General features: G+C 69.2%; 15 protein-coding genes. 11 read left to right on the top strand and 4 right to left on the bottom strand.

Translation table 11 applies throughout. From position 1 onward, the window contains the following. Nucleotides 1–46 precede the first annotated feature (46 nt). On the bottom strand, nucleotides 47–1,303 hold the full coding sequence (locus tag GBZ26_RS19465) for an adenylate/guanylate cyclase domain-containing protein (protein ID WP_174440259.1): 1,257 nt from the start codon (nucleotides 1,301–1,303) through the stop codon (nucleotides 47–49). A gap of 108 nt (nucleotides 1,304–1,411) precedes the next feature. On the opposite strand from GBZ26_RS19465, the gene GBZ26_RS19460 reads away from it, so the two are divergent. After that, a complete protein-coding gene (locus GBZ26_RS19460) occupies nucleotides 1,412–1,966 on the top strand; it encodes a NifU family protein (protein WP_114859380.1) in 555 nt (184 codons plus the stop codon). 62 nt (nucleotides 1,967–2,028) lie between these two features. On the opposite strand, the gene GBZ26_RS19455 is transcribed toward GBZ26_RS19460, so the two are convergent. Together GBZ26_RS19455 and ddpX are read right to left on the bottom strand one after the other, a co-directional pair. Beyond that, entirely contained in the window at nucleotides 2,029–3,069 is a 1,041-nt protein-coding gene (locus GBZ26_RS19455) for a polysaccharide deacetylase family protein (protein WP_174440258.1), read from the bottom strand. 207 nt (nucleotides 3,070–3,276) lie between these two features. Beyond that, entirely contained in the window at nucleotides 3,277–3,828 is a 552-nt protein-coding gene (gene ddpX / locus GBZ26_RS19450; RefSeq protein ID WP_174440257.1) for a D-alanyl-D-alanine dipeptidase, read from the bottom strand. Nucleotides 3,829–3,928: 100 nt separating this feature from the next. Between ddpX and tsaB the strand changes: the two genes are divergently transcribed. Together tsaB and GBZ26_RS19440 are read left to right on the top strand one after the other, a co-directional pair. Further along, nucleotides 3,929–4,612, top strand: a complete 684-nt coding sequence (gene tsaB / locus GBZ26_RS19445; protein ID WP_174440256.1) for a tRNA (adenosine(37)-N6)-threonylcarbamoyltransferase complex dimerization subunit type 1 TsaB — start codon at nucleotides 3,929–3,931, stop codon at nucleotides 4,610–4,612. Beyond that, on the top strand, nucleotides 4,609–5,121 hold the full coding sequence (locus GBZ26_RS19440; RefSeq protein ID WP_174440255.1) for a GNAT family N-acetyltransferase: 513 nt from the start codon (nucleotides 4,609–4,611) through the stop codon (nucleotides 5,119–5,121). The genes tsaB and GBZ26_RS19440 overlap by 4 nt, the downstream gene beginning before the upstream one ends. A gap of 3 nt (nucleotides 5,122–5,124) precedes the next feature. On the opposite strand, the gene GBZ26_RS19435 is transcribed toward GBZ26_RS19440, so the two are convergent. Next, nucleotides 5,125–5,379 (bottom strand): sulfurtransferase TusA family protein, encoded by a 255-nt coding sequence (locus GBZ26_RS19435; protein ID WP_145623122.1) that lies wholly within the window; start codon nucleotides 5,377–5,379, stop codon nucleotides 5,125–5,127. 91 nt (nucleotides 5,380–5,470) lie between these two features. Here GBZ26_RS19435 and GBZ26_RS19430 point away from each other — a divergent pair, with 91 nt between their 5' ends. From GBZ26_RS19430 to GBZ26_RS19395, 8 genes are all read left to right on the top strand, one after another. Further along, nucleotides 5,471–5,887, top strand: coding sequence for a Ros/MucR family transcriptional regulator (locus tag GBZ26_RS19430; RefSeq protein WP_145623121.1), 417 nt, complete (start codon nucleotides 5,471–5,473; stop codon nucleotides 5,885–5,887). Nucleotides 5,888–6,202: 315 nt separating this feature from the next. Next, complete coding sequence (locus GBZ26_RS19425; protein ID WP_174440254.1) at nucleotides 6,203–7,027, top strand: GNAT family N-acetyltransferase; 825 nt, start codon at nucleotides 6,203–6,205, stop codon at nucleotides 7,025–7,027. A 28-nt stretch (nucleotides 7,028–7,055) separates the two neighbouring features. Next, a complete protein-coding gene (locus tag GBZ26_RS19420; protein WP_174440253.1) occupies nucleotides 7,056–7,889 on the top strand; it encodes a lysophospholipid acyltransferase family protein in 834 nt (277 codons plus the stop codon). A 258-nt stretch (nucleotides 7,890–8,147) separates the two neighbouring features. After that, entirely contained in the window at nucleotides 8,148–9,536 is a 1,389-nt protein-coding gene (miaB, locus tag GBZ26_RS19415; protein ID WP_174440252.1) for a tRNA (N6-isopentenyl adenosine(37)-C2)-methylthiotransferase MiaB, read from the top strand. Nucleotides 9,537–9,541: 5 nt separating this feature from the next. Next, entirely contained in the window at nucleotides 9,542–10,645 is a 1,104-nt protein-coding gene (locus GBZ26_RS19410) for a PhoH family protein (protein WP_174440260.1), read from the top strand. Further along, the gene (gene ybeY, locus GBZ26_RS19405; RefSeq protein WP_174440251.1) at nucleotides 10,645–11,175 is read left to right on the top strand and encodes an rRNA maturation RNase YbeY; all 531 of its coding nucleotides are present in this window, start codon (nucleotides 10,645–10,647) and stop codon (nucleotides 11,173–11,175) included. Before GBZ26_RS19410 ends, ybeY begins: the two co-directional genes overlap by 1 nt. Continuing rightward, the gene (locus GBZ26_RS19400) at nucleotides 11,172–12,089 is read left to right on the top strand and encodes a hemolysin family protein (protein ID WP_174440250.1); all 918 of its coding nucleotides are present in this window, start codon (nucleotides 11,172–11,174) and stop codon (nucleotides 12,087–12,089) included. Before ybeY ends, GBZ26_RS19400 begins: the two co-directional genes overlap by 4 nt. A 196-nt stretch (nucleotides 12,090–12,285) precedes the next feature. Beyond that, nucleotides 12,286–12,600 (top strand): hypothetical protein, encoded by a 315-nt coding sequence (locus GBZ26_RS19395; RefSeq protein ID WP_247884849.1) that lies wholly within the window; start codon nucleotides 12,286–12,288, stop codon nucleotides 12,598–12,600. The last annotated feature ends 134 nt before the right edge of the window (nucleotides 12,601–12,734 follow it).

Genomic DNA, 12,734 nt, shown 5'->3' with positions numbered 1-12,734 from the left:
GATCAGAGCCGATCAAGGTCGGCGACCGGGGGTTCGTTGCGGCGCCCTATTCATCGGTCCCTGCCGTCTCCTTCAGCCCATAAACCTCGATGGGGTCGTTCAGCCCTTTCACCGGGTGCCAGCCGACCGAGACGAGGCGGCTGGCGCAGGCCTCGGCCACCTCGGCGGAGGTCAGGACGTTGCGGTCCAAGCGGCTGCACAGCCCCTCGATCCGGCTGACCAGATTGACCGCCGGGCCGATGACGGTGAAGTCTAGCCGGTTGGCGGAGCCGATGTTGCCGTACATGACCTCGCCCATGTGGAGCGCGATGCCGCAGCGCAGGGTCGGCTGGCCCCAGGCCGAGCGTTCGGCGTTGCGGGCGGCCATGTCGGTCAGGGCCTCCTGCGCGGCGTCCAGCGCCTTGGTGCAGGCGACGGCCCCGGTCGGGTCGCTCTCCTCCAGCGGGAAGATGGCCAGCATGGCGTCGCCGATGAACTTCATGATCTCGCCGCCGCGGCTTTCCACGGCGCCGCCCATGATCTCGAAATAGCCGTTCAGCAGGGCGATCAGCTCCTCGCGCGGCAGCCGGTCGGCCAGCGAGGTGAAGCCGCGCAGGTCGCAGTACCACAGCACCGCGCGGACGTTGGCGCCGGTTCCGCGGCGGATGTCGCCGGACAGGATGCGCGCGCCGGTGCGGTGGCCGACATAGGTGTCCAGCACCGTCGTCGCCAGCCGCCGCAGCGCCAGCGTCTCCAGCACCGCGCCCAGCGCCGGCAGCACCGCGTCGACCAGCGCCAGATCGGCGGTGGAGAAGCCGCCGGGCCGGTCGGTGGTGAAGCTCAGCACGTTGCGCCGTCCCCCGGCGAACAGCACCGTCATGGCGACATAGTCCGTCGCCCCCTGCGCCTTCAGCTCGGCGAAGACCGGGTATGGGTAGGGCGGCTCCATCTGCTCCAGCCGGTAGCGCAGGCCGTCGGCGCCGTCCTCGATCAGGGTGGCGAAGGGGCTGGTCAGGTATTCGGTGCTGGTTTCCGTGCCGTGGGCGCGGGTGGCGATCTCCACCTGCTCGGCGTTGCGGCGCCAGAAGAAGGCGATGGTGCGGATCTGCGGGTGCAGCAGGGGCAGGGCGCAGACGGCGCGCAGCAGCGGGACGCCGGACGCCATCAGGCGCCGGCAGAAGCGGTCCATCATCGGCTCGAAGCCGGGCGCGTGCCGGCCTTCCAGCAGCAGCCATTCGACGACCTCCCGCGCGGCGGCGTCGATGGAGGGGCCCCCAGGGATGGCCGCAGGAACGGCCGGTGCGGTGGCCGCGGGCGGTGCCATGCTCACGGATCGATAACCATAAAGATGCGATGCTTGATCTGTCGGCGGATTCTGCCCAAGTTTCGCCTACGCCGCCAGTGTTGTTCGGCGCCGATGGAGGATATCACCATGTTCATTCAGACCGAGCAGACGCCCAACCCGGCGACTCTCAAGTTCCTGCCGGGGCGTGACGTGCTCGGACGTGGCACCGCGGACTTTCCATCCCGCGATGGTGCCGCCGCTTCGCCGCTGGCCCAGCGGCTGTTCGAGATCGACGGGGTCCAGGGCGTCTTCCTGGGCGCCGACTTCGTGACCATCACCAAGGCCGGCGACAAGGAGTGGTTCCTGCTGAAGCCGTCGATCCTCGGCGTCATCATGGAGCATTTCACCGCCAACCGTCCGGTGCTGCTGGAAGAGACGGCCGGCGACGGCCACGCCGCCAGCGCGGACGACGACGAGATCGTCACCCAGATCAAGGAGCTGCTGGACACCCGCGTGCGTCCCGCGGTGGCCCAGGACGGCGGCGACATCACCTTCTACGGCTTCGAGGAAGGCGTGGTGTATCTGGAGATGAAGGGGGCCTGCTCCGGCTGCCCCAGCTCCACCGCCACGCTGAAGGCCGGCATCGAGAACATGCTGCGCCACTACATCCCCGAGGTGGTCGAGGTCCGCGCCGTCCGCTGACGGCATCCACCGGACGGGCGCTGTCGGAACAGACGGCCGCGCCCGCCGGTGTCGCTCTCCGCTTATTCCGGAACGACGAACTGCATGCCCAGCCAGCGCCACCGTCCTTCGGGGCCCGGCAGCGTGCAGTTCACGCGTGTGCGGCCCGGCGGAAAGGGGTCGCGGATGCGCACCTCCACCCGGTCCTCCGTCACGCGCTCCAGCGCGGTGCGGCCCTGGCCGGCGGCGAAGCAGGCCAGCCGCGCGATGTCGCCGATCTCGTCCGACACGGTGAAGCCGATCGACGGAGGGTTGACGGTCAGAAGCGGATCGTCGGGCGTCAGGTCGGTGACCGGCAGCGGCAGCGCGTTGGCGGCCAGCCGGAAGCGGTCGACGCTGCCGAAACTCTCGTTCATCACGAAGCGGGGCAAGGTTGCCCGGTCGGCTTGCGGGTGCAGGACGCCCGACTGCTGGCCGAAGGCCGCGGCGAAGCCCTGCTCCGTCACGATGGTCCGCATCGCCGCCGACACCTCGCCCTGCGGGTAGGCGAACAGGGTGGGGCGCTGGCCCGTCTCCGCCTGCAGACGGTCGGCCATGCGCCGGAGTTCCGCCTTCACCTCCTCGGCGGGGCGGGACACCAGCGACTGGGTGGAGGCGCCGAGCCCACCGAGGGTGACCCCGCCGGCGGCGAGCTGCCGCACCTCCGCCCAACTCATGTGGGCGGGCGACCCGCGGTCGATGGCGTCGGTCGCCACGAACAGGGTGAAGGGAAGCCCCGCCGCCTTCAGCCGCGGCCACGCCTCGCGGAAGGCGGAACGGCTGGCCTCGTCGATGGTGATCGCCACCGCCCGTTCGGGCAACGGCGCGCCGTTGCGCAGCGCCTCCAGGATGCGGGGCAGGGGCAGGACCTGATAATCGCCGTCCTGAAGCTCGTCCAGATGGGCTTCGAACTGGTCGATCCGGATGCTGATGGACGGGGTCTGGTCCTCGCCGAACCGGTCGTAGGCGAAGACGACAGCGGCGTTCGCCGTCCCGTCCGCTGCCACGCCGGGGCTTCCCGCCAGGGCCTGGAAGGCCCAGGCGGCGGCCACGGCGAAGACGGTGGCGGCGCGGCGGAACGGCATGGCGGCCTGTCGTGGGTCCGGAACGGTTGCGCGGCCGGACGGGGCGGGCCGCGCTACGGCTGGTGTGGCACAGGCACACCGCCGGGAACAAGTCCGCAACACATACGGTATGCTTCGGGCTCTTTCGTGATGCAGCCTTGCAACAACCCTTGCGCCACGCCCTGTGACATCCGGCCGTGGACCAGCCGTCGGGCCGGGTGGTGGGGGTCAGCCCATCATCAGACCGCCCAGGGCGGCGTCGGTCAGCAGAGGGTAGCGCTGCTCGTCCGGCAGCTGATAGTGCCACCACTCGCAGGCGTAATGCCGCCAGCCCGCCGCCGTCATGACGCCGAGAAGGGCGGCGCGGTTGCGCTGCTGCTCGGCGGTCAGGTCGGTGCGGCCATGATGGGACTGTTCGGTCATATCGTCGAAGCCGGTGCCCATGTCCAGCGGGAGACCGGTTCCGTCGGCCAGCGTCAGGTCCACCGCGATGCCGCGGGAATGGGTGGAGCCGCCCGACGGGTCGGCGATGTAGGAGGGATCGGGCAGCGCCCGCCACAACGCCCATTGCGCCTCGACCGGGCGGAAGGCATCGTACAACCGCAACCGGCAGCCGATGCCGCGCGCCAGCCGGATCGCCGCGCGCAACGCCGCCGCCGCGTCGGGGTGCAGCAGGCAATGCGGGTTCCGGTAGATGGGCAGCCCGGTCAGGTTGTCCGGCGTGGCGTAGAGCAGGTCGATGTCGACGTCGAAGTCGGGCGGTGCGATGGGTGTAAGCATGATCCATGCCGTCAGGGAAGACCCGGGCTGTCTAGCACGCTCTTGACCCAGGGCTGAAGTGGGGCTTTGAAGATGGCGGATTTGATGAAAGCGTGGGGTCATGAGAGTTCTGGGACTGGACACGGCGACCTCCGGCTGTTCCGCCGCGCTGTGGGACGACGGCGCCGTCACCGTGCGGCGGCGCGAGCCGATGGCCCGCGGGCAGGCGGAAGCGCTGGTGCCCTTGGCGCAGGCCGCGCTGGCGGAGGCCGGCTGCGCCTTCGACGCGCTTGACCGCATCGCCGTGACCGTCGGGCCGGGCGCTTTCACCGGGCTGCGCATCGCGCTGGCCGCGGCGCGCGGCTTCGCCCTGGCCGCCGGTTTGCCGGTGATCGGCGTGACCAGCTTCGACGCGATCCTCCACGGCTTGCCGGAAGCGGAGCGGGCCGGCCGCGCCGTGCTGGTCGCCGTGGACTCCCGCCGCACCGAGCCGTTCCTGCAACTCTTCCACCCGGACCTGACGCCGTTCGGCGACCCGGCGATGCTGGAGCCCGCCGCGGTGCCGGGCTGGCTGGACGGGCTGCTCGCCACCGATGGCGGCGCGCCGCTGCTGGTCGCCGGGGACGGGGCGGCCGCGCTGCGCCCGCTTCTGGAGGAGCGGGCCGGCACCGCGTTCGCCGAAGGTGCCGGCACGCCCGACGCCGCCGTGGTCGCCGCCCTGGGTGCCGGGCGGGAGGTCGGACTGCCGGCCCAGCCCTTCTACCTGCGTCCGCCCGACGTCTCGCTGCCGCGGAAAACGGCATGACGGCAGCGTTGCCCGAGACGTCCCGTTTCCCGGCGTCCCATGCGGTGCGGCTTCAGACCGCCGGCCTCGCCGACGCCGCGGTGATCGCGGCCTTGCAGCAAGGGTGCTTTCCCGACGATCCCTGGGGAAGCGAGGCCGTCGCCAGCCTGATCGGCCAGCCCGGCTTCTTTTCCGTGCTGGCCTTACGGGACGGCGCGGAGGGCGATGACCCGGTCGGCTTCCTGCTGGCGCGGGTCGCCGCCGATGATGGCGAGATCATCGCCGTCGGTGTTCGTGCCGACGCGCGGGGGCAGGGCCTCGGGCGGCGGCTGGTCGCGGCGGCGCTGGACGGGGCACGGGCGCTGGGCGCCACGGCGCTGTTCCTGGAAGTCGCCGAAGACAATGGTATGGCGCAATCCCTGTATAAATCCTGTGGTTTCTTTTCGGTGGGTCGTCGTCCCGGCTATTACCGCCGGGCGGACGGAAGGGTTGCCGCTCTGGTGTTGCGGTATTCGTACACCGACAATTAAACATTAACCTTTCTGAATCCACAGGCGGTGCACCCCCTCCGGCTCATCCGGATTTTCGGGCGTCACGGCAAGAATGGAGTGGCCCAGTTCGGCTAAGGATCGGGGCACATTCTCCAAGGGTTCGCCAGCGTTCAGCCGGACTTCAAGCGTCTGCCCGGCCGCCATGCGCTCCACCGACAACTTGGTCTTGACGAAGGTTAACGGGCACACCTCGCTGGTGATGTCCAAAAACAAATCCGGAGATTTTTTTTCGTACACTGCTTCCTCTTTAAGAGCAAAGGATGGATATTGCGCGCGGCCACAAACCTCTTTATATGGAGAGGAACGCCAAGCTGCGGAGCAAGCTTACATGAGCAATGGTACCCCTTCCAACGCGCTGTTGTCTCTGACCACGGAGATCGTGGCGGCGCATGTCTCGAACAATACAGTCGCTCTCGGCGATCTTCCGACGCTGATTGAGCAGGTGTACAAGTCACTCGCGAATGTCGGGACCGAGCCGGTTGCGACTGAGGAGCGTCCGCAGCCCGCGGTGCCCATCAAGAAGTCCGTCACTCCCGACTACATTGTATGTCTGGAGGACGGCAAGAAGCTGAAGATGCTGAAGCGCCATCTGAAGACGGCCTACGACATGTCGCCGGAGGAATACCGCGACCGCTGGGGCCTGCCGGCCGACTATCCGATGGTTGCCCCGAACTACGCCCGCCAGCGCAGCTCGCTGGCCAAGCAGATCGGTCTCGGCACCCGCGCCCGCCGCGGCGCGGCCTAAGGTTCATCGGGCTTGTGCGTTGGTGTCCGGCGGACCGCCGCTGTTCGGTCCGGTCCGCCCCGGAACCCTATCGCCCGGATGTGACCGTTTCTTTCCTCCCGCGTGATCATTGCCGTCCCGCTTTGTCGCCGTCCCCGTTCGCCGGGGCCGGACCTTGTGGCTTGCCCGGAGTCCGGGCTTGCCGGGGACGGGTTCGTCACGTCGCGGTTGACCGGCAACCGGCCATTCGTGTTATCCCTGTTCCGTGCCCGACCGGGCTCCGGAAGGAGAGCCGGCGGTTGCCGCGACCCGAACAACGCCAGCGAAGCGTCGAGTATGGCTGATACAGGCACGGACCAGGGCAGCTCTTCGGATCTGCGCATGGGCTCCCTCGAAGTGCGGCTGGCCGAAAGCGCCGCCGAGATCGACTGGGCGCAGGCGCTGCGCTACCGCGTCTTCTATGAGGAGATGTCGGCGGTGCCGTCGCCGGACATGGCCGCGCGCCATCGCGACTTCGACGATTTCGACACCATCTGCGACCATCTGCTGGTCATCGACCACGCCCGTGGCGACGGCCCGGAGTCCGTGGTCGGCACCTACCGGCTGATCCGCCGCCCGGCGGCGGCCAAGGCCGGGCGCTTCTATTCCAGTGACGAATACGACATCGGGCGGCTGCTCAGCTATCCGGGGGAGATCCTGGAGCTGGGGCGGTCCTGCGTCGACGCCGCCTACCGCACGCGCGGCAGCAGCATGCAGTTGCTGTGGCGCGGCATCGCGGCCTATGTCTTCCACCACGACATCGCGGTGATGTTCGGCTGCGCCAGCCTGCCGGGCACCGACCCGGTGGCGATGGCCGAACCGCTCGCCTACCTGCATCACTTCCATCTGGCCCCGGAGGAGCTGCGTCCCGTGGCGCTGCCGGAACGCTACGTCGGCATGGATCTGATGCCCCGCGACCAGATCGACCCGAAGCGGGCGCTGACCGTTCTGCCGCCGCTGATCAAGGGCTATCTGCGGCTGGGCGGCTTCATCGGCGACGGTGCGGTGATCGATCACCAGTTCAACACCACCGACGTGTCGATCGTGGTGAAGACCGACCTGATCACCAACAAATACTCCAAGCATTACGAGCGGCGCAGCCGCGACGCCCAAATCGCGTGATCCGCGATTGCATCAGGAGACGGGTGGCATGACGGCGGTGGATGCAACCGGTGCGCGTGCCCTGGGATCGCCGGTGCGGGGCGGGCTTCGTCTGGCCGCCTATCTGCTGTGGACGCTCCTTCTGATCCCGGTGCAGGCGCTGGCCGTCGCTGTGCGCTCGCCGCTGCGCTTCCGGATACCGCGGTTCTACCACCGGGTCTGCGCCGGCATCCTGGGCATCGGCGTCGTGGTGCGCGGCGAGCGCGCCACCGACGGGCCGGTGCTGTTCGTTTCCAACCATTCCTCCTACCTCGACATCACGGTGCTGGGGTCGGTCATTCCGGGCTCCTTCGTGGCGAAGAGCGAGGTTGCCGGCTGGCCCTTCTTCGGGGCGCTGGCGAAGCTGCAGCAGACCGTCTTCGTGGAGCGCAGGGCCCGCGCCGGGGTGGAGAAGCAGCGGGACGATCTGGGCGCCCGGCTGGACGCCGGCGACAGCCTGATCCTGTTCCCCGAGGGCACCTCCAGCGACGGCAACCGCACGCTCCCCTTCAAGACGGCGCTGTTCGCGGTGGCCGCCCGGCGCATCGGGGACCGGCCGCTGACCGTGCAGCCGGTCAGCATCGCGCCGACGCGGCTGGACGGCATCCCCATGGGAATCGCCTTCCGTCCCTGTTACGCGTGGTACGGCGACATGGATCTCGCCCCGCACCTTTGGACGGTCTTCACGCTGGGCCGCATGACGGTGGAGGTGGAGTTCCACCCCCCCGTGACCATCGACGGCTTCTCCAGCCGCAAGGCCCTGGCCGACCATTGCCAGCGCGCCGTCGCCCGGGGCGTCGAGCGCGCGGTGTCCGGAAAGCCGCCGCCCACCGTCGTCCCGTGATGGAAACTTTCCACAGCGCGGAATGGGCCGCGAAATGAATGGTCGGCCTGCGGGCACGATTGACTCGTTTTCCCGCACTCGTGCTACCATATCGGCAGGGTGCGATGCCGCGACGCGGCGGGTCGCGCGCCGGATTGCGCCGCTTGGCCGGTGCCGTCCTGGCGCGCGTTTTTGCATTGGTTGCGATCGCGGCTGGCCAAGACACAATTGGCCGAATTCGCGTTTGGTCCGGATCGTTCAGCGCTGTGGAAGGGATCGTTGAGTAAGAAGCTCTTCATCAAGACCTGGGGTTGCCAGATGAACGTCTACGACTCCGCCCGCATGGCGGATGTCCTGGCACCCCTGGGCTACCGGCCGGTGGACGAGCCGGACGGCGCCGACATGGTGATCCTCAACACCTGCCACATCCGCGAAAAGGCCTCCGAGAAGGTGTTCTCGGAACTGGGCCGCCTGCGCCAGCTCAAGGACGTCAAGGCCGAGGTCGGCGACGGCCGGATGATCGTCGCCGTGGCCGGCTGCGTCGCCCAGGCCGAGGGCGAGGAGATCGTCGCCCGCGCCCCCTTCGTGGACATGGTGTTCGGGCCGCAGACCTATCACACCCTGCCGGAAATGGTGGCCAAGGCCAGCCGCAAGGCGGGCAGCGTGCTGAACACCGACTTCCCCGTGGAGTCCAAGTTCGACTTCCTGCCGGACGAGAGCGCCGGGCAGGGCGTCTCCGCCTTCCTGGCGGTGCAGGAGGGCTGCGACAAGTTCTGCACCTTCTGCGTGGTGCCCTACACCCGCGGCGCCGAGTTTTCACGCCCCGGCGCCCAGATCCTGGCGGAGGCCCGGCGCCTCGTCGCCGGCGGCACGCGCGAGATCAACCTGCTCGGCCAGAACGTCAACGCCTGGCACGGGGAGGGGCCGGACGGCACCAGCTGGGGCCTCGGGCGGCTGGTCCGCGAACTGGCGGACATCGACGGGCTGGAGCGCATCCGCTACACCACCTCGCACCCGCGCGACATGGAGGACGACCTCATCCGCGCCCACGCCGAGGTGCCGCAGCTCATGCCCTACCTGCATCTTCCGGTGCAGGCCGGGTCGGACCGCGTGCTGGCGGCGATGAACCGCAAGCACACGGCGGACGACTACCGCCGCATCGTCGAGCGGCTGCGCGCCGCCAAGCCGGACTTGGCGCTGTCGGGCGATTTCATCGTCGGCTTCCCCGGCGAGAGCGACGCCGATTTCGCGGCGACCCTGCGCCTCGTCACCGACGTCGGCTACGCCCAGGCCTATTCGTTCAAGTACAGCGCGCGTCCCGGCACCCCGGCGGCGCTGGAGCACGGCCAGCTGCCGGAGGACGTCAAGGACGCCCGTCTCGCCGCGCTCCAGCAGTTGCTGAACGCGCAACAGCAGGCCTTCAACCAGAGCTTTGTCGGGCGCACCGTGCCGGTCCTGTTCGACCGCGTCGGCAAGCGCTCCGGCCAGCTCCTGGGCAAGAGCCCCTATCTGCAGTCGGTGCACGCTGACGCCAACGAGCGGCTGCTTGGCCGCATCGTCGAGGTGCGCGTCGACGCCGCCCATCCGAACAGCCTTGCCGGCAGCGTGGCGACCGGTGAATACCGCAGCTCCGCCACCGGCACGCAACCCGTGGAGGCGACCGTTTGAACGGCTTGCCCGATCAGCGCCCTGACCAGCGCCCCGATCAACGCCCCGATCAACGCATTGATCTGAACTTCGACGACAACCGGCTGCTGCCGATGCTGTACGGGGAGCATGACCGCCACCTCGCCCGCATCGAGAACCAGCTCGGCGTTTCCCTGATCTCCCGCGGCAACACGCTGACCATCGCCGGTCCGGCGGAATCCTCGGAAGCCGCCCGTTCGGCCATCGACGCCCTTTACGAGCGCCTCAAGCGCGGCATGACCGTCGGCACCGGCGAGGTGGACGCCGCCGTCCGCATGGCGACCGGCGTCGGCGGTGCCGTGCGCGACCAGAATCTGGCGACGCTCAGCCGGGGCGAGGTCGCGGTGCGCACCCGCCGCAAGGGCGCCATCACCCCGCGTTCCCCGATGCAGGCGGCCTATCTGCAGGCGCTGGCGGAAAGCGAGATGGTCTTTGGGCTCGGCCCCGCCGGCACCGGCAAGACCTACCTTGCGGTGGCCCAGGCGGTGGCGCTGCTGACCACCGGCCAGGTGGACCGCATCATCCTGTCGCGCCCCGCCGTCGAGGCGGGAGAGCGGTTGGGCTTCCTGCCCGGCGACCTCAAGGAGAAGGTGGACCCCTATCTGCGCCCGCTCTACGACGCGCTGCACGACATGCTGCCCGCGGAGCAGGTGAAGAAGCGGCTGGAGTCCGGCGAGATCGAGATCGCGCCGCTCGCCTTCATGCGCGGTCGCACGCTCGCCAACGCCTTCGTCATCCTGGACGAGGCGCAGAACACCACGCCCATGCAGATGAAGATGTTCCTCACCCGCCTGGGCGAGGGGGGCCGCATGGCGGTCACCGGCGACATCTCCCAGACCGACCTGCCGGCCGGCACCAAGTCCGGCCTGCGCGAGGCGCTGGACATCCTGGAGGGGGTGGAAGGCATCCGTTTCGTCCATTTCACCGCCGCCGACGTGGTGCGCCACCCGCTGGTCGCCCGCATCATCCGCGCCTATGACCATGCCGAGGGCGCCCGCGCCGAAAGCGACCGCAGCGACGGCCGGCGCAAGCCTGCCCCCCGGCGGCCCGCCATCGCGGACGACGAGCCGGACGCGGAGGGAACACCGTGATGGCCGTCGACGTCGTCGTTTCACGTGAAGCGGGCGATTGGGCGGACAACGCCGAATGGCTGTGCGAGCGAGCGGCACTCGCCGCGCTCTCCGTCACCTACGACGAGGAGGAAGGCCCGGCGGAGCTGTCCGTCGTGCTGGCCGACGACGCGCTGGTGCACCGGTTGAACCGCGAATACCGCGGCAAGGACAAGCCGACCAACGTGCTGTCCTTCGCCCTGACCGAGGCGGAGGAGCCCGAACTGGGCGAGGACGCGCCGGTCATGCTGGGCGACGTGATCCTGGCCTGGGAGACCGTCGCCCGTGAATCCGCCGAGCAGGGTAAAACACCTTCGGACCATATGACCCACCTTGTGGTGCATGGCGTTCTTCATTTGCTCGGGTATGATCACGAGACGGATGACGAGGCCGAGGAGATGGAGCAGCTCGAAACCGACGTGCTCGCGACCCTCGGCATCGCCGATCCGTACGCCGCCACGCGTTCTCCGCCCGGAGAGCCGAACCTGGACGAACAACCACCGGACCGATGAGCGAGATTTCCGACAGTCGAACGCCCCGTGAAGACGGGGCCGAAGATCAACAATCCTTGGGCCACCTGTTTCGCGGGTGGATGAGGACCGTTTTGGGGGGGCGCGACGACGCCACCCTGCGCGCCACGATCGAGGACCTGATCGAGGATCAGGACAGCGGCGAGGGATCGCTGGGGGCGGGCGAGCGCGCCCTGCTCGCCAACATCCTGAAACTGCGCGACCGCGCCGTCGACGACGTGATGGTGCCCCGCGCGGACATCGTGGCCGTGGAGGTGGACACGCCGTTCCCCGCCCTGGTCCAGCGCATGGCGGAGGAAGCCCATTCCCGCCTGCCGGTGTTCCGTGAAACGCTCGACGACGTCGTGGGCATGGTCCACATCAAGGACGTTCTGGTGGCGATGGCCAGCCGGACGCCGGTCGAGCTGAAGGACATCGTGCGCGATCTCAGCATCGTCGCGCCCAGCATGCCGGTGGTCGACCTGCTGGTGCAGATGCGCCAGAAGCGCCAGCACATGGCCCTGGTGGTGGACGAGTTCGGCGGCATCGACGGCCTCGTCACCATCGAGGATCTGGTCGAGGAGATCGTCGGCGAGATCGAGGACGAGCACGACGAGGAGGCGACCCCCCATTTCGTCGAACGTCCCGACGGCACGATCCTCGCCGACGCCCGTGTTTCCATCGAGGATTTCGAGGACCGCGTCGGCGCCTTCCTGACCGAGGAGGAGCGGGAGGAGGTCGACACGCTCGGCGGTCTCGTTGTCTCGCTGGCCGGACGCGTGCCCGGTCGCGGGGAAATGCTGACCCATCCCTCCGGCCTGGAATTCGAGATCGTCGAGGCCGACCCCCGCCGCATCAGGCGGCTGCGCGTCCGCACCGCCCCCGCCGAGAATTCCGCCCTGGCCGAGGTCGGCTGAGCCCCACAGGGTTTTTCACCACGAAGAAGCGAAGGACACAAGGACGGCACAAAGAGGCTCCACCGCATCCCCGGACTCACCGGCAAAGCGGGAGCTTCTCTGTGCCCCTCTTCGTGTCTTCGCGCCTTCGTGGCGATGTCGTTTCCAGCCCGGCACAATCGCCTCACCAGCCCATCCGCATCCGGAGTGCCACCCTTTGACAGTCACCGACATGACGACCACCCCGGCCCGGCTGGGCCGTGTGTCCGCGGGTCTGGCCGGGCTGACCGGCTGGCGCCGGCTGCTGGCGGCGGCGGGATTCGGCGGGCTGGCGACGCTGGCGCTGCCGCCGGCCGGCGCGGTGCCGCTGCTGCTGATCGCCTTTCCGGGGCTGCTCTGGCTGCTCGACGGGGCGCGGACCAAGCGGCAGGCCTTCGCGGTGGGCTGGTTCTTCGGCTTCGGTCATCATCTGCTCGGCCTCTACTGGATCAGCGCGGCGCTGTTCACCGACCTGTCTCTTATCCACACCTGACGCCCCCCACGACCCACCCCGCGCACCCCCCCGCGCCCCCCGCCACCCTCCCACCCCACCCCCCCCCACCCCACCCCCCCCCCCCCCCCCCCACCCACCCACCCACACCCCCGCCGCCACCCCCACACCGCACC

The organism is Azospirillum formosense (genome assembly GCF_013340925.1).
Taxonomy (GTDB): domain Bacteria; phylum Pseudomonadota; class Alphaproteobacteria; order Azospirillales; family Azospirillaceae; genus Azospirillum; species Azospirillum formosense.
This window is presented reverse-complemented; position numbering and strand designations above follow the sequence as displayed.

Excerpts from the sequence above, each read along its gene's own strand:
- GBZ26_RS19425 (WP_174440254.1), top strand. The coding sequence starts at position 6,203 with ATGGCTGATACAGGCACGGACCAGGGCAGCTCTTCGGATCTGCGCATG.
- GBZ26_RS19465 (WP_174440259.1), bottom strand. The coding sequence starts at position 1,303 with ATGGCACCGCCCGCGGCCACCGCACCGGCCGTTCCTGCGGCCATCCCT.
- ddpX (WP_174440257.1), bottom strand. The coding sequence starts at position 3,828 with ATGCTTACACCCATCGCACCGCCCGACTTCGACGTCGACATCGACCTG.
- ybeY (WP_174440251.1), top strand. The coding sequence starts at position 10,645 with ATGGCCGTCGACGTCGTCGTTTCACGTGAAGCGGGCGATTGGGCGGAC.
- GBZ26_RS19440 (WP_174440255.1), top strand. The coding sequence starts at position 4,609 with ATGACGGCAGCGTTGCCCGAGACGTCCCGTTTCCCGGCGTCCCATGCG.
- GBZ26_RS19460 (WP_114859380.1), top strand. The coding sequence starts at position 1,412 with ATGTTCATTCAGACCGAGCAGACGCCCAACCCGGCGACTCTCAAGTTC.
- GBZ26_RS19400 (WP_174440250.1), top strand. The coding sequence starts at position 11,172 with ATGAGCGAGATTTCCGACAGTCGAACGCCCCGTGAAGACGGGGCCGAA.
- GBZ26_RS19430 (WP_145623121.1), top strand. The coding sequence starts at position 5,471 with ATGAGCAATGGTACCCCTTCCAACGCGCTGTTGTCTCTGACCACGGAG.
- tsaB (WP_174440256.1), top strand. The coding sequence starts at position 3,929 with ATGAGAGTTCTGGGACTGGACACGGCGACCTCCGGCTGTTCCGCCGCG.
- GBZ26_RS19455 (WP_174440258.1), bottom strand. The coding sequence starts at position 3,069 with ATGCCGTTCCGCCGCGCCGCCACCGTCTTCGCCGTGGCCGCCGCCTGG.
- GBZ26_RS19420 (WP_174440253.1), top strand. The coding sequence starts at position 7,056 with ATGACGGCGGTGGATGCAACCGGTGCGCGTGCCCTGGGATCGCCGGTG.